Below are 18426 nucleotides of genomic sequence, written 5' to 3' on the forward strand. Positions count from 1 at the left end.
CATGACGACCTCACCCGCGCTCCCCACCCCCTCCCACACGGTGGGCCCCTTCTACGGATACGCGCTGCCCTTCCCCGGCGGCGGCGACATCGCCCCGGCCGGCCACCCCGACACGGTCACCTTCCACGGGTACGTCCGCGACGGGGCCGGGGACCCCGTCCCCGACGCGCTGCTGGAGTTCTGGGGGCCCGGGCCGGACGGCGAACTGCCGCAGCGCGGGGGCTCGTTGCGCCGCGACCCGGTCACCGGAGGTTTCCTCGGCCGGGACGGCGTGACCTTCACCGGTTTCGGGCGGGTCCCGACCGACGCGGACGGGCACTGGGCGGTCCGGACGCTCCGCCCGGGTGCCCGCGGCGGCAACGCCCCGTACCTGGGGGTGTGCGTCTTCGCCCGCGGTCTCACGCACCATCTCTTCACCCGCGTCTATCTGCCCGGACCCGCCGAGGCGCTGGCCGCCGATCCGCTGCTCGCGTCCCTCCCGCCCGAGCGGCGTGCCACGCTGATCCCGGCCGCCGAGCCCCACGGCAGCTACCGTTTCGACATCAGGCTCCAGGGGGAGTCCGAGACCGTCTTCCTGGAGTTCCGATGACGGACAACGGGGACGCGGGCGGCGACCCGGAGGCCGCCGCGGACGACGGGTCCGGCCCGGACGTGGGTCTGCTGGCACCCGGACGCGCCGGCTCGCCCGCCGAGTCCGCCACCTCCGACACCGCGTTCCTCCGCGCCATGCTGAACGCCGAGGCCGCCCTCACCCGCGCCCAGGCGGCGATGGGGCTGGCACCGCGCGAAGCGGCCGACGCCGTCACCGGGGCGGCCCGCGCCGAGCGGTTCGACGTACGGGACCTCGCGCTGCGGGCGCGCGGCGGCGGCAACCCCGTCATCCCGCTCGTGGCCGACCTGACGGCCGCGGTGCCCGAGGCGCACGCGGCGTACGTCCACCGCGGGGCGACCAGCCAGGACATCCTCGACACGGCGGCGATGCTCGTGGCCTCGCGGACGCTGTCGCTGCTTCTCGACGACCTGGACCGCACCGCCGAGGCGCTGGCGCGGCTCGCGGCGGAGCACCGCGACACCCCGATGCCGGGGCGCACCCTCTCCCAGCACGCCGTCCCGACGACCTTCGGGCTGAAGGCGGCCGGCTGGCGGAGCCTCGTGCTCGACGCCCGCGACCGGCTGGCCGTCGTACGCGCTGCGCTGCCCGCCCAACTCGGCGGAGCGGCAGGGACGTTGGCGGCCTTCGACGCCTACGCGCAGGTGCCGGGCGCCGGGATGCGGCTGGTCTCCGCATTCGCCGCCGAACTCGGCCTGGCCGAGCCGGCGTTGCCCTGGCACACCCTGCGCACGCCTGTCGCCGACCTGGCCGGGGCCCTGGCCTTTACCGCCGGAGCGCTCGGCAAGATCGCCGCCGACGTGCTGCTCCTCGCCCGCACCGAGACCGGCGAGGTGAGCGAGGGTGCGGGCGGCGGATCGTCGGCCATGCCGCACAAGGCCAATCCGGTACGGGCCACGCTCCTCGCAGCCGCCGCACGCCGGGCGCCCGCCCTGGCCGCCGTGCTGTACGGCTCCCTCGTCGCCGAGGACGAACGGCCCGCGGGCGCCTGGCACGCGGAATGGGAGACCCTGCGCGATCTGCTGCGGCTGACCGGGGGAGCGGCGCGCGACGCCGCCGAACTGGCGGCGGGCCTGCGGGTCCACCCCACCCGGATGCGCGAGCACCTCGATCTGACCGGCGGGCTGATCGTCTCGGAACGGCTGACCGCCGTCCTCGCGCCGCGGCTCGGCCGCGCCCGCGCCAGGCGGCTGCTCGACGAGGTGGCCAGGACCTCGCGTACGACCGGGGCGGCCCTCGCCGACGTACTCTCCGAGGCCCTGGCCGGCGAGCCGGAGGCGAAGGATCTCGACCTCCACGCCCTCACCGACCCCACCCATTACACCGGCGCGGCCGGGGCGCTCACCGACCGCGCACTCGAACGCCGCTGAGACAACGACGCACAGGCAGAGGTCATGACCGAAACACTGCACCATCGCGCGGAGGGCCCGGCCGCCGGGCCCGCGCTGCTCCTGGGGCCGTCCCTCGGGACGTCGACAGCCCTGTGGGACGCGGTCGCGCCCGAGCTCGGCTCGGCCTTCCGCACCGTCCGCTGGGACCTGCCGGGGCACGGAAAGTCCCCGGCCCGACTGCTGACACCCGGCGCAACGGTCGGCCAACTCGGCACATTGGTGCTGGAGTTGGCGGACTCGCTGGGACTGGAGCGCTTCCACTACGCCGGTGTGTCACTCGGCGGGGCGGTCGGCCTCTGGCTGGCCGCGCACCACCCCGAACGGATCGACAGGCTCGCCGTCATCTGCTCGTCCGCGCACTTCGGTCCACCCGGACCCTGGCACGAACGAGCAGCCCTGGTACGGGAGTCGGGGACCGGGCCGATCGCCGAAACCGCGCCGAGCCGGTGGTTCACCCCCGGATTCACGGCGCCCGCGCTCGTCGAGGACCTCCTGCGGGCCGACCCGGAGGCGTACGCCGCCTGCTGCGACGCGCTCGCGGTCTTCGACATGCGCGGCGAACTGCCCTCGGTCACCGCTCCGACCCTGGTCCTCGCGGGTCGCCAGGACCCGGCGACCCCGCCCGCGCACGCCCGCGAGATCGCCGACGCCGTACCCGGCGCCACGCTCACCGAACTGGCCGACGCCTCTCATCTGGCGCCCGTCGAGCGGCCCGCGGCGGTGCTGGCCGCACTGCGCGAGCACTTCGCCGCGCCGGGGCCGGGTGCGGGGACCGCGGTGCGCCGGGCAGTTCTCGGGGACGCGCACGTGGACCGCGCCCAGGCCCGTACCACCGCTTTCACCGCCCCGTTCCAGGACTTCATCGGCCGCTACGCCTGGGGCGAGATCTGGACGGACACCACGCTCAGCCGAAGGGAACGCAGTCTCGTCACGCTCACGGCCCTGGTCGCCCACGGGCACCTGGACGAACTGGCGATGCATGTACGGGCGGCCCGGCGCAACGGGCTGAGCACCGACGAGATCGGAGCCGTGCTGCTCCAGACCGGGGTCTACTGCGGAGTGCCCGCGGCCAACGCGGCGTTCGCGGTGGCGCAGCGCGTGCTCGCGGAGGACGGCGAGCTGTGAGGCCGCACGGCACGGCCGGAGCCGCATAGCGGAGCCGGCGTGAAGAGCGCCGGCGGGGCGAACGAGGGGGTGCGCTGATGCGTGCCCCCTCAGTGGCGAGATCCCGCCGCTTTGTTACGGCTGGATGTATTGACACCGCCGGAGGGCCGGGGGAGCATCACCGCAGGTTAATTAACTATCTAGTGCGTTAACTGCACGTGTCAGGTGTGCGTCCCCCGCCACCGGCTCCGGCGCCCCGCTCCACGGCGCCGATCCCCGTCCCTCTCGCCGCCCGCCCAGGCACCATGGGCAGGCCGCTCTCCCCGAGGAGTTCACGTGTCCGCTCACCCACAGACCGGCCGGGCGCCGGCCGGTGCGTCGCAGGGAAAGCCCCGGAAGGCCGCGTTCGCCGCCTGGATCGGCAGCGCGCTGGAGTACTACGACTTCTTCATCTACGGCAGCGCCGCCGCCCTGGTCTTCCCGAAGGTCTTCTTCGACCCGGACGACCCGGCCACCGCCACCCTGATCTCCCTCGCGACCTTCGGTGTCGCCTACGCGGCCCGCCCCCTCGGGGCGCTGGTCCTCGGCCACTTCGGGGACCGGCTCGGCCGCCGCAAGATCATGGTCTGGACGCTGGTCCTCATGGGCCTCTCCACGTTCCTCATCGGCTGTCTGCCCACATATGCGCAGGCCGGCACCATCGCGCCGGTGCTGCTCGTGCTGATGCGGGTGTTCCAGGGGCTGTCCGCCGCCGGTGAGCAGGCCAGCGCCAACGCGATGACGCTGGAGCACGCGCCCGAACACCGGCGCGGCTACTACACGAGCTTCACCCTCAACGGCACCCAGGCCGGCCAGATCCTCGCCACGCTCGTCTTCATCCCGGTCGCCGCGCTCCCGGACGAGCAGCTGTACACCTGGGGCTGGCGCATCCCGTTCCTGTTGAGCGCCGTCGTGGCAGTCGCGGGCTTCGTCATCCGCCGCACGCTCGAGGAGACTCCGGTCTTCCAGCAGGCGGCGACCGGTGAGGGCGTCGCCAAGATGCCCCTCGCCGAACTCTTCAGGGACCACTGGGCGGATGTCGTGCGCGTGGTCGCGGCGGCGCTGATCGCGACTGTCAGCACGATCTTCTCCGTCTGGGCCCTGAGTTACGCCACGAGCGACGCCGTCGGTATCGAAAAGACGGACATGCTCTGGGTCAACGGCTCGGCCAACGCCGTCGCCCTGCTGGCGATCCCGCTGTGGGCCAGGCTCTCGGACCGGATCGGCCGCAAGCCGGTGTTCCTGGCCGGAGCCCTCGGCAGCGCGGGCATGGTCTTCGTCTACCTCTGGGCGATCTCCACCGGCAGCTACCCCCTGATCTTCGCTGCCGGACTGCTGTTCTTCGGAGTCGTCTACAGCGCGGCCAACGGCATCTGGCCCTCGTTCTACGGCGAGATGTTCCCGGCCAGGGTCCGGCTCTCCGGGATGGCCGTCGGGACCCAGATCGGCTTCGCCGTCGCCGGATTCGCGGTGACCTTCGCGGCGCAGATCGCGGGCCCCGACGGCGACAACTGGCTCGGCGTCGCCGTCTTCACGGCCGTGATCTCCGTGATCTGCGCGATCGCCGTGGCCACCGGCCGGGAGACGCACCGCGTCCCCACGGCCGAACTCGGCCTGCGGGAGCGGGGCGCCTCCTCGCCGTCGCAGGTGCGGGAGTCCGCCACCCTCTGACCGGGGCGGACCCGGCCGTACGAAGCCGGAGGGCCCCCGGCGGTCTTCCCCGGGGGCCCTGCCGGCGATTTAATGAGCTAACCAGTTAGTACATAGGAGTGTCATGCCGCATCCGGCCGCTGCCGCGCACGAGAAGCCCGTGCTCGTCCTCAACGGACCCAACCTCGACCTGCTCGGACTGCGCGAGCCCACGGTCTACGGCACCGACACACTCGCCGGCATCGAGAAGCTCTGCCACGACACCGCCGCCGGACTGGGGCTGAGCGTCGACTTCCGGCAGAGCAACCACGAGGGCGTCCTCATCGACGCGGTGCACGAAGCGCGTACCGCACACCGGGGCATCGTCATCAACCCCGCCGGATACACCCACACCTCGGTGGCCCTCCGGGACGCCCTGGCCGCGGCCGAACTGCCCGTGATCGAGGTGCATCTGACGAACATTCACCGCCGTGAACCGTTCCGCCACCACTCCTACGTCTCCGGTGTCGCCGATGCCGTCCTCTGCGGGACCGGCGCCCACGGATACGCCCTCGCCCTGACCCACCTCGACCGGCTGACGCACCCCGCACACCCCAGGAGCCCCCGATGACCTCGTACCTCACCGGCCTGATCGGCTCCGGCATCGGTCCCTCGCTCAGCCCTGCGCTCCACGAACACGAGGCGGACCGGCACGGCGTACGCCTCGTCTACCGCACCCTCGACATCGAGGTGCTCGGCGTCGCGCCCGAAGCCGTCGGAGACCTGGTGCACGCTGCCCGGCGCCTCGGCTTCGACGGACTGAACATCACCCACCCCTGCAAGCAACTGGTCATCCCGCACCTGGACGAGCTGGCACCCGAGGCCGCCGAACTCGGCGCCGTCAACACCGTCGTCTTCCGCGACGGGCGCGCCATCGGTCACAACACCGACGTCACGGGCTTCGCCCAGTCCTTCGCCCGCGGCCTGCCCGACGCACCCACCGGGGACGTCGTCCAGCTCGGCGCGGGAGGGGCGGGCGCCGCCGTCGCACACGCCCTGCTCAACCTCGGCGTCGACCGGCTCACCCTGCTCGACACCGACCCGGCACGCGCCGCCGCCCTCGCCGAAGCGCTGGCCGGGCGCTTCGGCCCCGGCCGCGCCCTGTCCGCGGCGGCGGACGAGGTCGCCGACCGTCTCGCCGACGCGGACGGACTGGTCCACGCGACCCCCACCGGCATGTCGGCGCACCCCGGCCTGCCCCTGCCCGCGGCACTGCTCCGGCCCGGACTGTGGGTGGCCGAGGTCGTCTACCGGCCACTGGAGACCGAACTGTTCGACGCGGCCCGCGCCGCGGGCTGCCGCACCCTCGACGGCGGCGGCATGGCCGTCTTCCAGGCCGCCGACGCCTTCCGTCTCTTCACCGGGCTCGAACCCCACACCGAGCGGATGCTCGCCGACTTCGCCGACCTGGCCGCCACCCCGGCCTGAGAAGAGGACCCCATGCGCACGTCCATCGCCACGGTCTCGCTCAGCGGGCCGCTCTCCGAGAAGCTCACCGCCGTCGCCGCCGCCGGATTCGACGGCGTGGAGATCTTCGAGAACGATCTGCTGGCCGGCCCGCTGAGCCCCGAGGAGGTACGGCTCCGCTGCGCCGACCTGGGTCTGAGCATCGACCTCTACCAGCCGTTCCGTGATTTCGAGGCCGTCCCCGAACGGCTCGCCGACGGACTGCGGCGCGCGGAACGCAAGTTCGACGTCATGGAGCGGCTCGGTGCCGATCTCCTCCTCGTCTGTTCCAGCGTCGCGGCCGATGCGGTGGACGACGACGAGCTCGCCGCCGCGCACCTGCGTCTGCTCGCCGAACGGGCCGAGCGACGCGGCATCCGGATCGCCTACGAGGCACTGGCCTGGGGCCGGAACGTCAGCACGTACGACCACGCGTGGCGCATCGTCGAACGCGCCGACCACCCGGCGCTCGGTACCTGCCTGGACAGCTTCCACATCCTCTCCCGGGGCTCCGACGTCAAGGGCATCGCGGACATCCCGGGGGAGAAGATCTTCTTCCTCCAGCTCGCGGACGCACCCCTGATGGCGATGGACGTCCTCCAGTGGAGCCGCCACTACCGCTGCTTCCCCGGACAGGGCGGCTTCGACGTCGCGGGACTGGTGGCGGCTGCCGTCGGCGCCGGCTACGCGGGGCCGCTGTCCCTCGAAGTGTTCAACGACGTCTTCCGGCAGGCCGGGGCGGCGTCGACCGCTGTCGACGCCCTGCGCTCGCTGCTCCTGCTGGAGGAGTCGGCGGCCCTGTCCACGCCGCCCGCTCCGGCCGTCCCGTCCGGCTTCGCCTTCGCCGAACTGGCCGCCGCCGACACGGAACCGCTGCGCGGCGTACTGGCGGCGCTCGGCTTCGGCCGCACCGGACGGCACACGTCCAAGCCGGTCGAACTGTGGGAGCAGGGCGAGGCCCGGATCCTGCTGAACACGGGGGCGGGCGACCGGCGCACGGGTCCCGAGCTGACCGCCGTCGGCGTGGAATCCCCCGACCCGGACCGGGCCGCGCGGCGGGCCGAGGCGATGCTCGCCCCCGTCGTGCCGCGCCGCCGGGCCGAGGGCGACGCACCGCTGGACGCCGTCGCCGCGCCCGACGGCACGGAGCTCTTCTTCTGCCGCACCGGCCGGAGCGACCATCCCAGCTGGACCGGGGACTTCACCGGCGTACCGCAGTCCGGGTCCGCCGAGCCGGCGGGCATCCGCAGGATCGACCACATCGCGCTGACCCAGCCCTGGCACCAGTTCGACGAGGCGTCGCTGTTCTACCGGGGGGTCCTCGGCCTGGAGGGCGACGACAGCCTCGACCTGGCCGATCCGTACGGGCTGCGCCGCAGCCGCGCCGTCGCCACCGCCGACGGCGCGGTACGCATCGCCCTCAACGTCGCCCCGGCACCGGGCGGGAACGACACCCGCCTCCAGCACATCGCGCTGGCGACGGACGACATCGTCGCCACCGCCCGCCGGATACGGGAGCGGGGCGCGGGGCTGCTGCCGATCCCGGCGAACTACTACGACGACCTGGACGCCCGCTACGCCCTCGATCCGCAGCTCCTTGCCACGCTCGCCGCGTGCGGAATCCTCTACGACCGGGACGGCGAAGGGGAGTTCTTCCACTGCTACACCGCGACGGTCGGGCGGGTCTTCTTCGAACTGGTGCAACGCGTCGGCGGATACCGGGGATACGGCGCGCAGAACGCCGCCGTACGCCTGGCCGCCCAGCACACCCAGCTGCACGGCGTGTGACCTCCCGGGCCCCGGCCTGCCAGGAAGGGCCGGGGCGGGCGCGCGCGACGGGGCCGCGGCCAGGGCCTTTCGTTTGGATCAGGCCGGATCAGGGCACGCGAGCCCGGCATGATCCAAACGGGAGGCCCTAGACTGACCGGCGCCGGTCAGTCCGCCTTGAGGAGCCGCATGCCCGCCGCAGTCCCCCCGCCGTCCCAGCCGGTCAAGCGCACCCGGGACGCGGCCCGGACACGGGTCGAGATCCTCGACGTGGCCACGGAGGAGTTCGCCCGGCAGGGCTTCGCGGGGGCGCGGGTGGACGAGATCGCCGCGCGGATGCGGACCACCAAGCGGATGATCTACTACTACTTCGGCAGCAAGGAGCAGCTCTTCACCGCCGTACTGGAGCGGGCCTACACGGTCATCCGGCACGAGGAGCAGCAGCTCGATGTCGAGCACCTCGACCCGGTCTCGGCGATCCGGCGGCTGGCGGAGCTCACCTTCGACCACCACGAGGCCCATCCGGACTTCATCCGGCTGGTCAGCATCGAGAACATCCACGAGGCCGAGCACATCGCGGCCTCCCCGAGCCTGAGCTCCCTCAGCTCGCCCGCGATCGACGTCATCGGCCGCATCCTCGAAGCCGGGCGCGAGCAGGGCATCTTCACGGCCGACGTGGACGCCGTCGACCTGCACGCGATGATCAGCTCGTTCTGTTTCTTCCGGATCTCGAACCGGCACACCTTCAGGACGCTGTTCGGCCGCGACCTCACCGAGGCGGCGAACCGCGCGCACTACCGGACCATGCTCGGCGACATGGTCATCTCGTACCTCACCTCGGCCCGGTAGTCCGCCCCGGCCGTCAGACGCCCGCGAGCACGCCCAGCAGTCTCGCCACCTCGGACTCCACGGCCTTGCGGGCCGGGCCGAGGTACTTACGCGGGTCGGCGACCTCCGGTGCCGCGGCCAGCTGTTCGCGTACGGTCCGGGTGAAGATCTTGTTCAGGTGGGTGGATATGTTCACCTTCGTCATCCCCGAGGTCACCGCCTTCGCGAGGTCCGTGTCGCCGACGCCGGACGACCCGTGCAGGACCAGCGGAACACCGACGGCCGCCCGGAGTCGCTCGATGAGCGCGAAATCGAGCACGGCGTCGCGGGTGAGCATGGCGTGCGAACTTCCCACCGCGACGGCGAGGGCGTCGACGGCCGTCGCGGCCACGAAGGCGCGGGCCTCGTCGGGGTCGGTGCGTACCCCGGGGGCGTGGGCGCCGTCCTTGCCGCCGACCTCGCCCAGCTCGGCCTCGACCCACACGTGCGCGCGGTGGCAGTGGTCCGTGATCGCCCGGGTGGCGGCGAGGTTCTGCTCGTACGGGAGCTTGGAGGCGTCGAACATGACGGAGGTGAAGCCGAGTTCGACGGCCTCGTGGACCAGCTCGGTCGATTCCGCGTGGTCGAGGTGCACCGCCACGGGAACGCTCGCACCCCTGGCGAGCGCGAGGGACGCGAGGCCGATCGGGGCGAGGGAGCCGTGGTAGCGGGCGGTGTTCTCGCTGATCTGGAGGACGACGGGAAGGCCGGCCTGCTCGGCTCCGGCGACGATGGCCTCGGCGTGCTCGATCTGGACGACGTTGAAGGCGCCGACACCTGACCGCCGGGTGTATGCGGAGCCGGTGATCGCGTCGGTCGGGCTGAGGGGCACGGGTCTTCTCCACGGAAGCGGTGGGCGGAACTCTTCGTACGGGCCGGCCGCTGCTTCCGTGGTCCTGGACCGCCCGCGCGCACCCGGCGGCAAGGGTGCGCACCTGTCCGTCGGCCGGACCCCCTGCGGAGCCGCTGCCTGCTCAGTACGGTGTCGCACCGCTCCCTGGATGTCAATAACTGCTCGATTGCAGCTACTTTCAATCAAGTCCGAGCAGGGTGCTTGCGGTCACGGGGTCGGAGTATGCCTTCGCCCATGCGTTCAAACGGGAGTTCGGCGCCGCCCCCGGGCAGTGCCGGCGACAGGGGCGCCGAGGCCGTCCGGGGCCGGCGGCCCCGCCACCGGCTGAGCGGACCGCGGGAGTCCGCCCCAGGGGCGCGACCACGAGGCGCGTCGTGCCGGATCGTTGATCCATCTGCCGCGCAAGAAAATTACGTGATTGCGCAAGCCTTCTGAAAGCGGCAGTTGGGGGGTAGTTGGCGCTGCACGGAGCCATTCGGCGGGCGCGGGCTGTGCGTTCGGAACGTAGACGGCATGGCAGTTCTCTGCAACTCTCTGATCGCTCAGCGCAAAAGATGAAGATCTTTGCTGGGCAGGCAGGTCCACCATCACACCGACAGAGCCGCGCCTCACCACCGTCAGGGAGGGGAGGCCGAAGATCGGGGACAGATGAGAACGCAACGCCGGCGATCGCGCGGCCTGTGCGCCGCGATCGTGACAAGTCTTCTGACGCTCGGCTGGCCCGCGCTGTCCGCCTCGGCGGCGGACGGGCCCAACATCGCCGTCGGCCGGCCGGCCGCCGCCAACAGTTCGCACAGCGAGTACGGCGCGGGCAACATCACCGACGGCAACCAGGGCACGTACTGGCAGAGCGAGGGCAGCACCCTTCCGCAGTGGGTCCAGACCGACCTCGGCACGTCGACGCGTGTCGACGAGGTCGTGCTCAAGCTGCCCGCGGGCTGGGAGAGCCGGAGCCAGACGCTCTCCGTCCAGGGAAGCGCCGACGGGACCAGCTTCGCCACCCTCAAGAGCTCCGCCTCGTACAGCTTCAGTCCGGGCGAGGCCAACACCGTCACGGTGGCGTTCCCTGCCGCCCAGGCACGGTTCGTACGCATCGACATCACCGCCAACACCGGCCGGCAGGCCGCCCAGCTCTCCGAACTCGAAGTGCACGGCGCCGACGGCTCCTCGGCCGACCTCGCCCGCGGGCGCACGCTGACCGCGAGCAGCCACACCGAGGTCTACACCGCGGGCAACGCCAACGACGGCAACAGGGCCACCTACTGGGAGAGCGCCAACAACGCGCTCCCGCAGTGGATCCAGGCCGACCTCGGCGCGTCCGTCCGCGTCGACCGGGTCGTGCTCCGGCTGCCCGACGGCTGGGGCGCCCGCAGCCAGACGCTCAAGATCCAGGGCAGTACGAACGGCACGTCCTTCACCGACCTGACCGCCTCCAAGGCGTACACCTTCGACGCCGCCGGCCAGCAGTCCGCGACGGTCACCTTCGACCCGGCCACCACCCGTTACGTCCGTGTCCTGGTCACCGCGAACAGTGTCCAGCCCGCAGCCCAGGTCTCCGAGCTGGAGATCTACGGCCCGCAGACCGGCGACACGCAGGCGCCGACCGCTCCGGCGAACCTCGCGTTCACCGAGCCCGCGAGTGGTCAGATCAAGCTGACGTGGAACGCGTCCTCGGACGACACCGGGGTCACGGGGTACGACGTGTACGCCGACAACACGCTGGTGAGCAGTGTCGCCGGGAACGTCACGACCTTCACCGACAGCCGGTCCGCCGACCGGACCGTCACGTACTTCGTCCGCGCCAAGGACGCCGCCGGCAACCAGTCGGCCAACAGCAACTCCGTGACCCGCCGCGCCGACACGGGCGACACGCAGGCGCCGACCGCTCCGGCGAACCTCGCGTTCACCGAGCCCGCGAGTGGTCAGATCAAGCTGACGTGGAACGCGTCCTCGGACGACACCGGGGTCACGGGGTACGACGTGTACGCCGACAACACGCTGGTGAGCAGTGTCGCCGGGAACGTCACGACCTTCACCGACAGCCGGTCCGCCGACCAGACCGTCACCTACTTCGTCCGCGCCAAGGACGCCGCCGGAAACCGGTCGGGCAACAGCAACTCCGTCACGCGCAACGCGAGCGGCGGCGCCGGCTCCAACCTCGCCGTGGGCAAGCAGATCAGCGCCTCGTCCGTGGTCCACACCTACGTCGCGGCGAACGCCAACGACAACAGCGTGAGCACCTACTGGGAGGGCGCGCCCGGCAGCTATCCGAACACCCTCACCGTCAAACTGGGCGCCAACGCGGACCTCACCCGGCTGATCCTCAAGCTCAGTCCGGACACCGCCTGGGCCACCCGCAGCCAGACCGTCGAGGTCCTCGGCCGCGAGCAGAGCGCGTCCGGACTCGGCAGCCTGGTCGCCGCGAAGAGCTACACCTTCGACCCGGCCGCCGGGAACACGGTCATCGTCCCCGTCACCGCGCGCGTAGCCGACGTGCAGCTGAAGTTCACCGCCAACTCCGGTTCCTCGGCCGGGCAGCTCGCCGAGTTCCAGATCATCGGTGTACCCGCGGCCAACCCGGACCTGGAGGTCACCGCTCTGACCACCTCACCCGCGGCCCCCGTCGAGTCCGACGCGATCACCGTGAACGCCACCGTCCGCAACAGCGGCCCGGCCGCCGCACCACCCAGCGCCGTCGCGCTGCGCCTCGGCGGCACCAAGGTCGCCACCGCCCAGGTCGGCGCCCTGGCCGCCGGCGCACAGACCACGGTCAGTGCCTCGGCAGGGGCCAGGGACGCGGGGTCCTACCAGCTGAGCGCGGTCGCCGACGAGGCGGACGCGGTCATCGAGCAGAACGAGTCGAACAACACCTTCACCCGCCCCGACCCGCTCGTCGTGAAGCCCGTCTCCAGCTCCGACCTGGTCGCGTCGGCGGTCACGACCTCCCCGTCGAGCCCGGCCGCGGGTGACGAGGTGACGTTCGCCGTCGCGCTCAGGAACCAGGGCACCCTCGCCTCGGGGGCCGGCGGCCACGGCATCACCCTGACCGTGGTCGACGAGCAGCAGGACGTCGTCAAGACGCTGACGGGTGCCTTCACCGGCACGATCGCGGCGGGAGCGACCACCGCACCCGTGAACCTCGGGAAATGGACCGCCGCCAACGGGTCGTACACCGTCAAGGTCGTGATCGCCGACGACTCGGCCGAACTGCCGGTCAAGCGCGGGAACAACACCTCCACCCAGCCCCTCTTCGTCGGCCGCGGCGCCCACATGCCGTACGACATGTACGAGGCGGAGGACGGCACAGCCGGTGGCGGGGCCCAGGTCGTCGGCCCCAACCGGACCGTCGGCGACATCGCGGGTGAGGCGTCCGGGCGCAGGGCCGTCAACCTCGACGCGACCGGGGAGTACGTCGAGTTCACCACCCGCGCCTCGACCAACACTCTGGTCACCCGCTTCTCCATGCCCGACGCCGCGGGCGGCGGAGGCATCGACTCCACGATCAACGTGTACGTCGACGGCGTCATGAAGAAGGCGCTCCCGCTGACATCGAAGTACGCCTGGCTGTACGGCGCCGAGACCTCGCCCGGGAACTCCCCGGCAGCGGGCACCCCGCGCCACATCTACGACGAGGCGCACATCATGCTCGGCGAGACCGTGCCGGCCGGCAGCAGGATCCGGCTCCAGAAGGACGCCGCGAACACCTCCACGTACGCGATCGACTTCGTCAGCCTGGAGCAGGTCGCCCCCGTCGCCAACCCGGACCCGGCGCGCTACACCGTGCCCGCCGGATTCACCCACCAGGACGTGCAGAACGCCCTCGACAAGGTGCGCATGGACAGCACGGGCACACTCGTGGGTGTCTACCTGCCGCCGGGCGACTACGCGACGGCGAGCAAGTTCCAGGTGTACGGCAAGGCCGTCCAGGTCCTCGGCGCCGGTCCCTGGTACACGAAGTTCCGCGCGCCCTCGACGCAGGACAACACCGACATCGGATTCCGTGCCGACGGCACCGCGAAGGGCTCGTCCTTCCGCAACTTCGCCTACTTCGGCAACTACACCTCACGGATCGACGGTCCGGGGAAGGTCTTCGACTTCGCCAACGTCACCGACATCGAGATCGACACCATCTGGAACGAACACATGGTGTGCCTCTACTGGGGTGCCAACACCGACCGGATCACGATCAAGGACTCGCGGATCCGCAACATGTTCGCCGACGGCATCAACATGACCAACGGGTCGACGGGCAACCTCGTGACGAACAACGAGGCGCGGGCGACCGGCGACGACAGCTTCGCGCTCTTCTCGGCGATCGACGCCGGCGGCGCCGACATGACGGACAACGTCTACGAGAACCTGACCTCGATCCTGACCTGGCGGGCCGCTGGCGTGGCCGTCTACGGGGGGTACCGCAACACCTTCCGCAACATCCACATCGCGGACACGCTCGTCTACTCCGGGATCACGATCTCCTCGCTGGACTTCGGCTATCCGATGAACGGCTTCGGGACCGAGCCCACGCTCTTCGAGAACGTGTCGATCGTGCGCGCGGGCGGCCATTTCTGGGGCACCCAGACCTTCCCGGGTATCTGGGTGTTCTCGGCGTCCAAGGTCTTCCAGGGGATCAGGGTCAACCACGTGGACATCGTCGATCCGACCTACAGCGGAGTCATGTTCCAGACGAACTACGTCGGAGGCCAGCCGCAGTTCCCGATCAAGGACACGGTCTTCAGCGACATCTCGATCACGGGTGCCCGTAAGAGCGGGGACGCGTACAACGAGAAGTCGGGCTTCGGGCTCTGGGCGAACGAGATGCCCGAGTCGGGGCAGGGTCCCGCCGTGGGTGAGGTGACGTTCAACGGGCTCGAACTGAGCGGCAACGCGGTGGACGTACGCAACACCACGTCCACCTTCAAGATCGACATCAACCCCTAGTCGATACGCGGACTAGCGCAAGCCGCTTGCGAGGCTTGCGCTAGTCTTGCGTGTATGACGCGACGACTTGCTCAAGTAGCCAAGAAGGTGGGTGTCAGCGAGGCCACGGTCAGCCGGGTCCTCAATGGCAAGCCTGGGGTCTCCGAGGGCACCAGGCGGTCGGTGCTCACGGCGCTGGACGTGCTCGGCTACGAGCGGCCGACCCAGCTCCGGGGCGAGCGCGCGCGGCTCGTGGGTCTGGTCCTGCCGGAGCTGCAGAACCCGATCTTTCCCGCCTTCGCCGAGGTGATCGGGGGTTCCCTGGCGCAGCAGGGGCTCACTCCGGTGCTCTGCACCCAGACCAAGGGCGGCGTCTCCGAGGCGGACTACGTGGAGCTCCTCCTCCAGCAGCAGGTGTCGGGCGTCGTCTTCGCCGGCGGCCTCTTCGCCCAGGCGGACGCCCCGCACGACCACTACCGTCTCCTCGCCGAGCGCAAGATCCCGGTGGTGCTCGTCAACGCCCCCATAGAGGGACTGGACTTCCCCTGCATCTCCTGCGACGACGCCGTCGCCGTCGAGCAGGCGTGGCGCCATCTGGAGTCCCTCGGGCACCGCCGCATCGGCCTGGTCCTGGGTCCCGCGGACCACATTCCCTCCCGCCGCAAGCTCGCCGCCGCCCGGCTGGCCTCCGAGGCGGCGGGGGGTGAGCTCCCCGAGGAGTTCGTCGAGCGCACGATGTTCTCCCTGGAGGGCGGCCACGCGGCGGCCACACGGCTTCTCGCGCGGGGGGTCACGGGCATCATCTGCGCCAGCGATCCGCTCGCCCTGGGCGCCGTCAGGGCGGCCCGCCGGCGCGGGCTCGCCGTGCCCGGAGACGTCTCCGTGGTGGGCTACGACGACTCCGCCTTCATGAACTGCACCGAACCCCCGCTCACCACCGTGCGCCAGCCGATCGAGGCGATGGGCCGGGCGGCCGTCGAGCTGCTGTGCGCCCAGATCCAGGGCGGTGAAGTACACCCGGGCGAGCTGCTGTTCGAGCCGGAACTCGTGGTGCGCGGCTCGACGGCGCAGGCTCCCAGGTAGTCCGCCCGCACACCCCGCCTCCGTCACGCGAGGGCCCCGTCCGACGGACGGGGCCCTCTGTGCGTCCGGCTCCGCGCAGCCGACTGTCAATGATTTACGAAATCAGCGCGAGATATTGCGTTCACCTGTTGGTGGTGGTTGAGTGTGCCGCGCCCCCACGACGCATCGGCGGTGGGGCGACCTCCACGTTCTTGCCCGAAGGGGACCACCCATGAGAACTGCCCGGTTCCGTCGTACGCGCCGCGCCAGCGCGGTCACCCTCGTCTCCGCGCTCACGCTCACCGCGCTCGCCGCCTGCGGCACGAGCAGCAGCGGCAACGGCAGCGGTGGTTCCGAAGGCGGCGGGTCGTCCGACCCCGCAGCCCCGCTGGACCCCAAGACCAAGGTGACGATCACCATCGACTGCATGCCGCCCGCGGCGAAGGCGGCCGAGCTCAAGGAGTGGAAGGAGGACGTCGCCGCGTTCAACAAGACGTATCCGAACGTCACCGTCGAGGGCCGCTCCACAGCCGGCCAGTGCCTGGAGCCGCCGCGCTTCACCGCGATGCTCAAGGCCAAGTCCCAGCCGGACGTCTTCTACACCTACTTCACCGACCTGCCGCAGGTGCTCGACCACGACGGCGCCGCGGACATCACCGCGTACGTCAACGACAAGAGCGTGCCCCTGCTGAAGGACATCGACCCGAACGTCCTCGGCTCGCTCAAGCAGGACGGCAAACTCTACGGCCTGCCCACCAGCAACTACACGATGGGCCTGCTCGTCAACCGCAAGCTGTTCACGGACGCGGGTCTCGACCCCGACGCCCCGCCGCGCACCTGGGACGAGGTCCGCGCCGCCGCGAAGAAGATCGCCGGCCTGGGCAAGGGCATCGCCGGATTCGGCGAGTACAGCGCGGGCAACACCGGTGGCTGGCACTTCACCGCGCAGATGTACAGCGTCGGCGGTGAGGTCGTCGACGCGAGCGGTACGAAGGCGGCGTTCAACAACGAACTCGGCAAGCAGGTCGCCGAGAACCTCCACGCCATGCGCTGGGAGGACGACAGCATGGGCAAGACCCAGCTGCTCAAGTGGGGCGATCTCCAGAAGCAGATCGCCACCGACAAGCTCGGCATGTTCCTCGCCGCGCCCGACGACATCGCGTACATGGTCCAGCAACTCGGCGCGAAGTACGAGAACTTCGGGATGGGGCCGATCCCGGGCGAGAAGAACACCCTGGCGGGCGGCAACAACTACATGATCAAGCAGGGCATCTCCGGCGACAAGATCAAGGCCGCGGTCGCCTGGCTCAACTTCAAGAACCTCTCCGTCGCCAAGGGCCAGTTCGACTGGGAGCGCACCAAGGCCGACGGCCTGCCCGTCGGGGTCCCGCAGCCCAACTTCTGGCTGAACGGGTCCAAGGCCGAGGACGACGCCGCACGCGTGGAGCACGCCACCATGCCGGTCGCCAACTTCAAGTCCTTCATGGACAACCCCGTCGCAGGCAAGGCCGAGCCGCCGAAGGCCCAGGAGGTCTACAAGGTCCTCGACAACGTCATGTCCGGCATCCTCACCAACAAGGACGCCGACATCGACAAGCTGCTCGCCACCGCCGAGGCGCAGGTCAACCAGGTCCTGGCCGGCCAGTGACTCCACGGGGGCCGGTTCCGGCCGGCCCCCGTACCCGTCTTCCCTCCAGCGCACCGCACCAAGGAGCGACGATGTCGGCCCCCACCCTTCCCACGACCACCACGAAGGAACCCCGCCGGGCACCCGGGCCGGGCGCCGGCAGGCCGCCGGCCCGCGGCGCCTTCGCCCAGGTGCTGCGCCGCAACCTGACGGCGCACGGGTTCCTGATCGGCGCGGTCCTCTGCTTCGCGTTCTTCTCGTGGTACCCGATGGTCAGGGAGTTCGTCCTGGCCTTCCAGAAGACCGAGGACGGACGGACCAGCTGGGCCGGCTGGTCCAACTTCACCACCGTCTTCAACGACCCGGCCATCTGGCAGGCGTGGCGCAACACCCTGCTCTTCACGCTGCTCGCACTGCTGCTCGGCTTCGTCGTCCCGTTCGTCGTCGCCCTCGTCATCAACGAGTTCCGGCAGGGCAAGGGCTATCTGCGCCTCCTGGTCTATCTGCCCGTGATGCTGCCGCCGGTCGCGTCCGTCCTCCTCTTCAAGTACCTCTACGACCCCGGCTACGGCCTGCTCAACGAGCTGTTCCGGCTGCTCCACCTGCCCGAACAGCAGTGGCTCCAGGACCCGGACCTCTCCATGCTCTCCGTCGTCGTCGCCTCGACCTGGATGAACATGGGCGGCGCCGCCCTCATCTACCTCGCGGCCCTCCAGGGCATACCCGGCGAGCTGTACGAGGCGGCGGAACTCGACGGAGCCGGACTGCTGCGCAAGATCTGGCACGTCACCATCCCGCAGACCCGGCTCATCCTCCTGCTCATGCTGCTCATGCAGATCATCGCCACCATGCAGGTCTTCGTCGAGCCGTTCCTGCTCACCGGCGGCGCCGGCCCGGAGGGCTCGACGACCACGGTGGTCTACCTCATCTACCAGTACGCCTTCAACTTCAACAACTACGGCGCCGCGGCGGCGCTCGGCCTGGTCCTGCTCGTACTCCTGGCCGGATTCTCGGCCGCGTACGCGAAGTTCAGCCGCACCGACGAGGAATAGGA

General features: G+C 70.9%; 13 protein-coding genes and 1 pseudogene. 13 read left to right on the plus strand and 1 reads right to left on the minus strand.

The features are described 5' to 3' along the window. Position 1: 1 nt before the first annotated feature. From pcaG to OG230_RS31495, 8 genes are all read left to right on the plus strand, one after another. Complete coding sequence (gene pcaG / locus OG230_RS31460; protein WP_328907130.1) at positions 2 to 589, plus strand: protocatechuate 3,4-dioxygenase subunit alpha; 588 nt, start codon at positions 2 to 4, stop codon at positions 587 to 589. Beyond that, on the plus strand, positions 586 to 1980 hold the full coding sequence (pcaB, locus tag OG230_RS31465) for a 3-carboxy-cis,cis-muconate cycloisomerase (protein WP_328907131.1): 1395 nt from the start codon (positions 586 to 588) through the stop codon (positions 1978 to 1980). Before pcaG ends, pcaB begins: the two co-directional genes overlap by 4 nt. Positions 1981 to 2004: 24 nt before the next feature. Continuing rightward, a complete protein-coding gene (pcaDC, locus tag OG230_RS31470) occupies positions 2005 to 3126 on the plus strand; it encodes a bifunctional 3-oxoadipate enol-lactonase/4-carboxymuconolactone decarboxylase PcaDC (RefSeq protein WP_328907132.1) in 1122 nt (373 codons plus the stop codon). A gap of 315 nt (positions 3127 to 3441) precedes the next feature. Further along, positions 3442 to 4815 carry an MFS transporter gene (locus OG230_RS31475; RefSeq protein WP_328907133.1) on the plus strand — a complete coding sequence of 458 codons (1374 nt, stop codon included), beginning with the start codon at positions 3442 to 3444 and terminating at the stop codon, positions 4813 to 4815. A 103-nt stretch (positions 4816 to 4918) separates the two neighbouring features. Further along, complete coding sequence (aroQ, locus tag OG230_RS31480) at positions 4919 to 5404, plus strand: type II 3-dehydroquinate dehydratase (protein WP_328907134.1); 486 nt, start codon at positions 4919 to 4921, stop codon at positions 5402 to 5404. After that, complete coding sequence (locus OG230_RS31485) at positions 5401 to 6261, plus strand: shikimate dehydrogenase (RefSeq protein WP_328907135.1); 861 nt, start codon at positions 5401 to 5403, stop codon at positions 6259 to 6261. Before aroQ ends, OG230_RS31485 begins: the two co-directional genes overlap by 4 nt. Positions 6262 to 6273: 12 nt before the next feature. Continuing rightward, a complete protein-coding gene (locus OG230_RS31490; protein ID WP_328907136.1) occupies positions 6274 to 8067 on the plus strand; it encodes a bifunctional sugar phosphate isomerase/epimerase/4-hydroxyphenylpyruvate dioxygenase family protein in 1794 nt (597 codons plus the stop codon). Positions 8068 to 8235: 168 nt separating this feature from the next. Beyond that, on the plus strand, positions 8236 to 8895 hold the full coding sequence (locus OG230_RS31495; protein WP_328907137.1) for a TetR/AcrR family transcriptional regulator: 660 nt from the start codon (positions 8236 to 8238) through the stop codon (positions 8893 to 8895). 13 nt (positions 8896 to 8908) lie between these two features. Here OG230_RS31495 and OG230_RS31500 read toward each other — a convergent pair whose 3' ends face one another. Further along, complete coding sequence (locus tag OG230_RS31500; protein ID WP_328907138.1) at positions 8909 to 9745, minus strand: class II fructose-bisphosphate aldolase; 837 nt, start codon at positions 9743 to 9745, stop codon at positions 8909 to 8911. A gap of 209 nt (positions 9746 to 9954) precedes the next feature. Here OG230_RS31500 and OG230_RS36430 point away from each other — a divergent pair. The 5 genes and pseudogenes from OG230_RS36430 to OG230_RS31520 all read left to right on the plus strand — a co-directional run. Beyond that, a pseudogene (locus OG230_RS36430) lies at positions 9955 to 10053 on the plus strand (AraC family transcriptional regulator); the annotation flags it as partial. A 361-nt stretch (positions 10054 to 10414) separates the two neighbouring features. Then, a complete protein-coding gene (locus OG230_RS31505; RefSeq protein ID WP_328907139.1) occupies positions 10415 to 14704 on the plus strand; it encodes a discoidin domain-containing protein in 4290 nt (1429 codons plus the stop codon). 54 nt (positions 14705 to 14758) lie between these two features. Beyond that, complete coding sequence (locus tag OG230_RS31510) at positions 14759 to 15766, plus strand: LacI family DNA-binding transcriptional regulator (protein WP_328907140.1); 1008 nt, start codon at positions 14759 to 14761, stop codon at positions 15764 to 15766. A gap of 211 nt (positions 15767 to 15977) precedes the next feature. Further along, positions 15978 to 17393 (plus strand): extracellular solute-binding protein, encoded by a 1416-nt coding sequence (locus tag OG230_RS31515; RefSeq protein WP_328907141.1) that lies wholly within the window; start codon positions 15978 to 15980, stop codon positions 17391 to 17393. A gap of 71 nt (positions 17394 to 17464) precedes the next feature. Next, the gene (locus tag OG230_RS31520) at positions 17465 to 18424 is read left to right on the plus strand and encodes a carbohydrate ABC transporter permease (RefSeq protein WP_328907142.1); all 960 of its coding nucleotides are present in this window, start codon (positions 17465 to 17467) and stop codon (positions 18422 to 18424) included. Positions 18425 to 18426 lie beyond the last annotated feature (2 nt).

It is taken from the genome of Streptomyces sp. NBC_00234 (assembly GCF_036195325.1).
Taxonomy (GTDB): domain Bacteria; phylum Actinomycetota; class Actinomycetes; order Streptomycetales; family Streptomycetaceae; genus Streptomyces.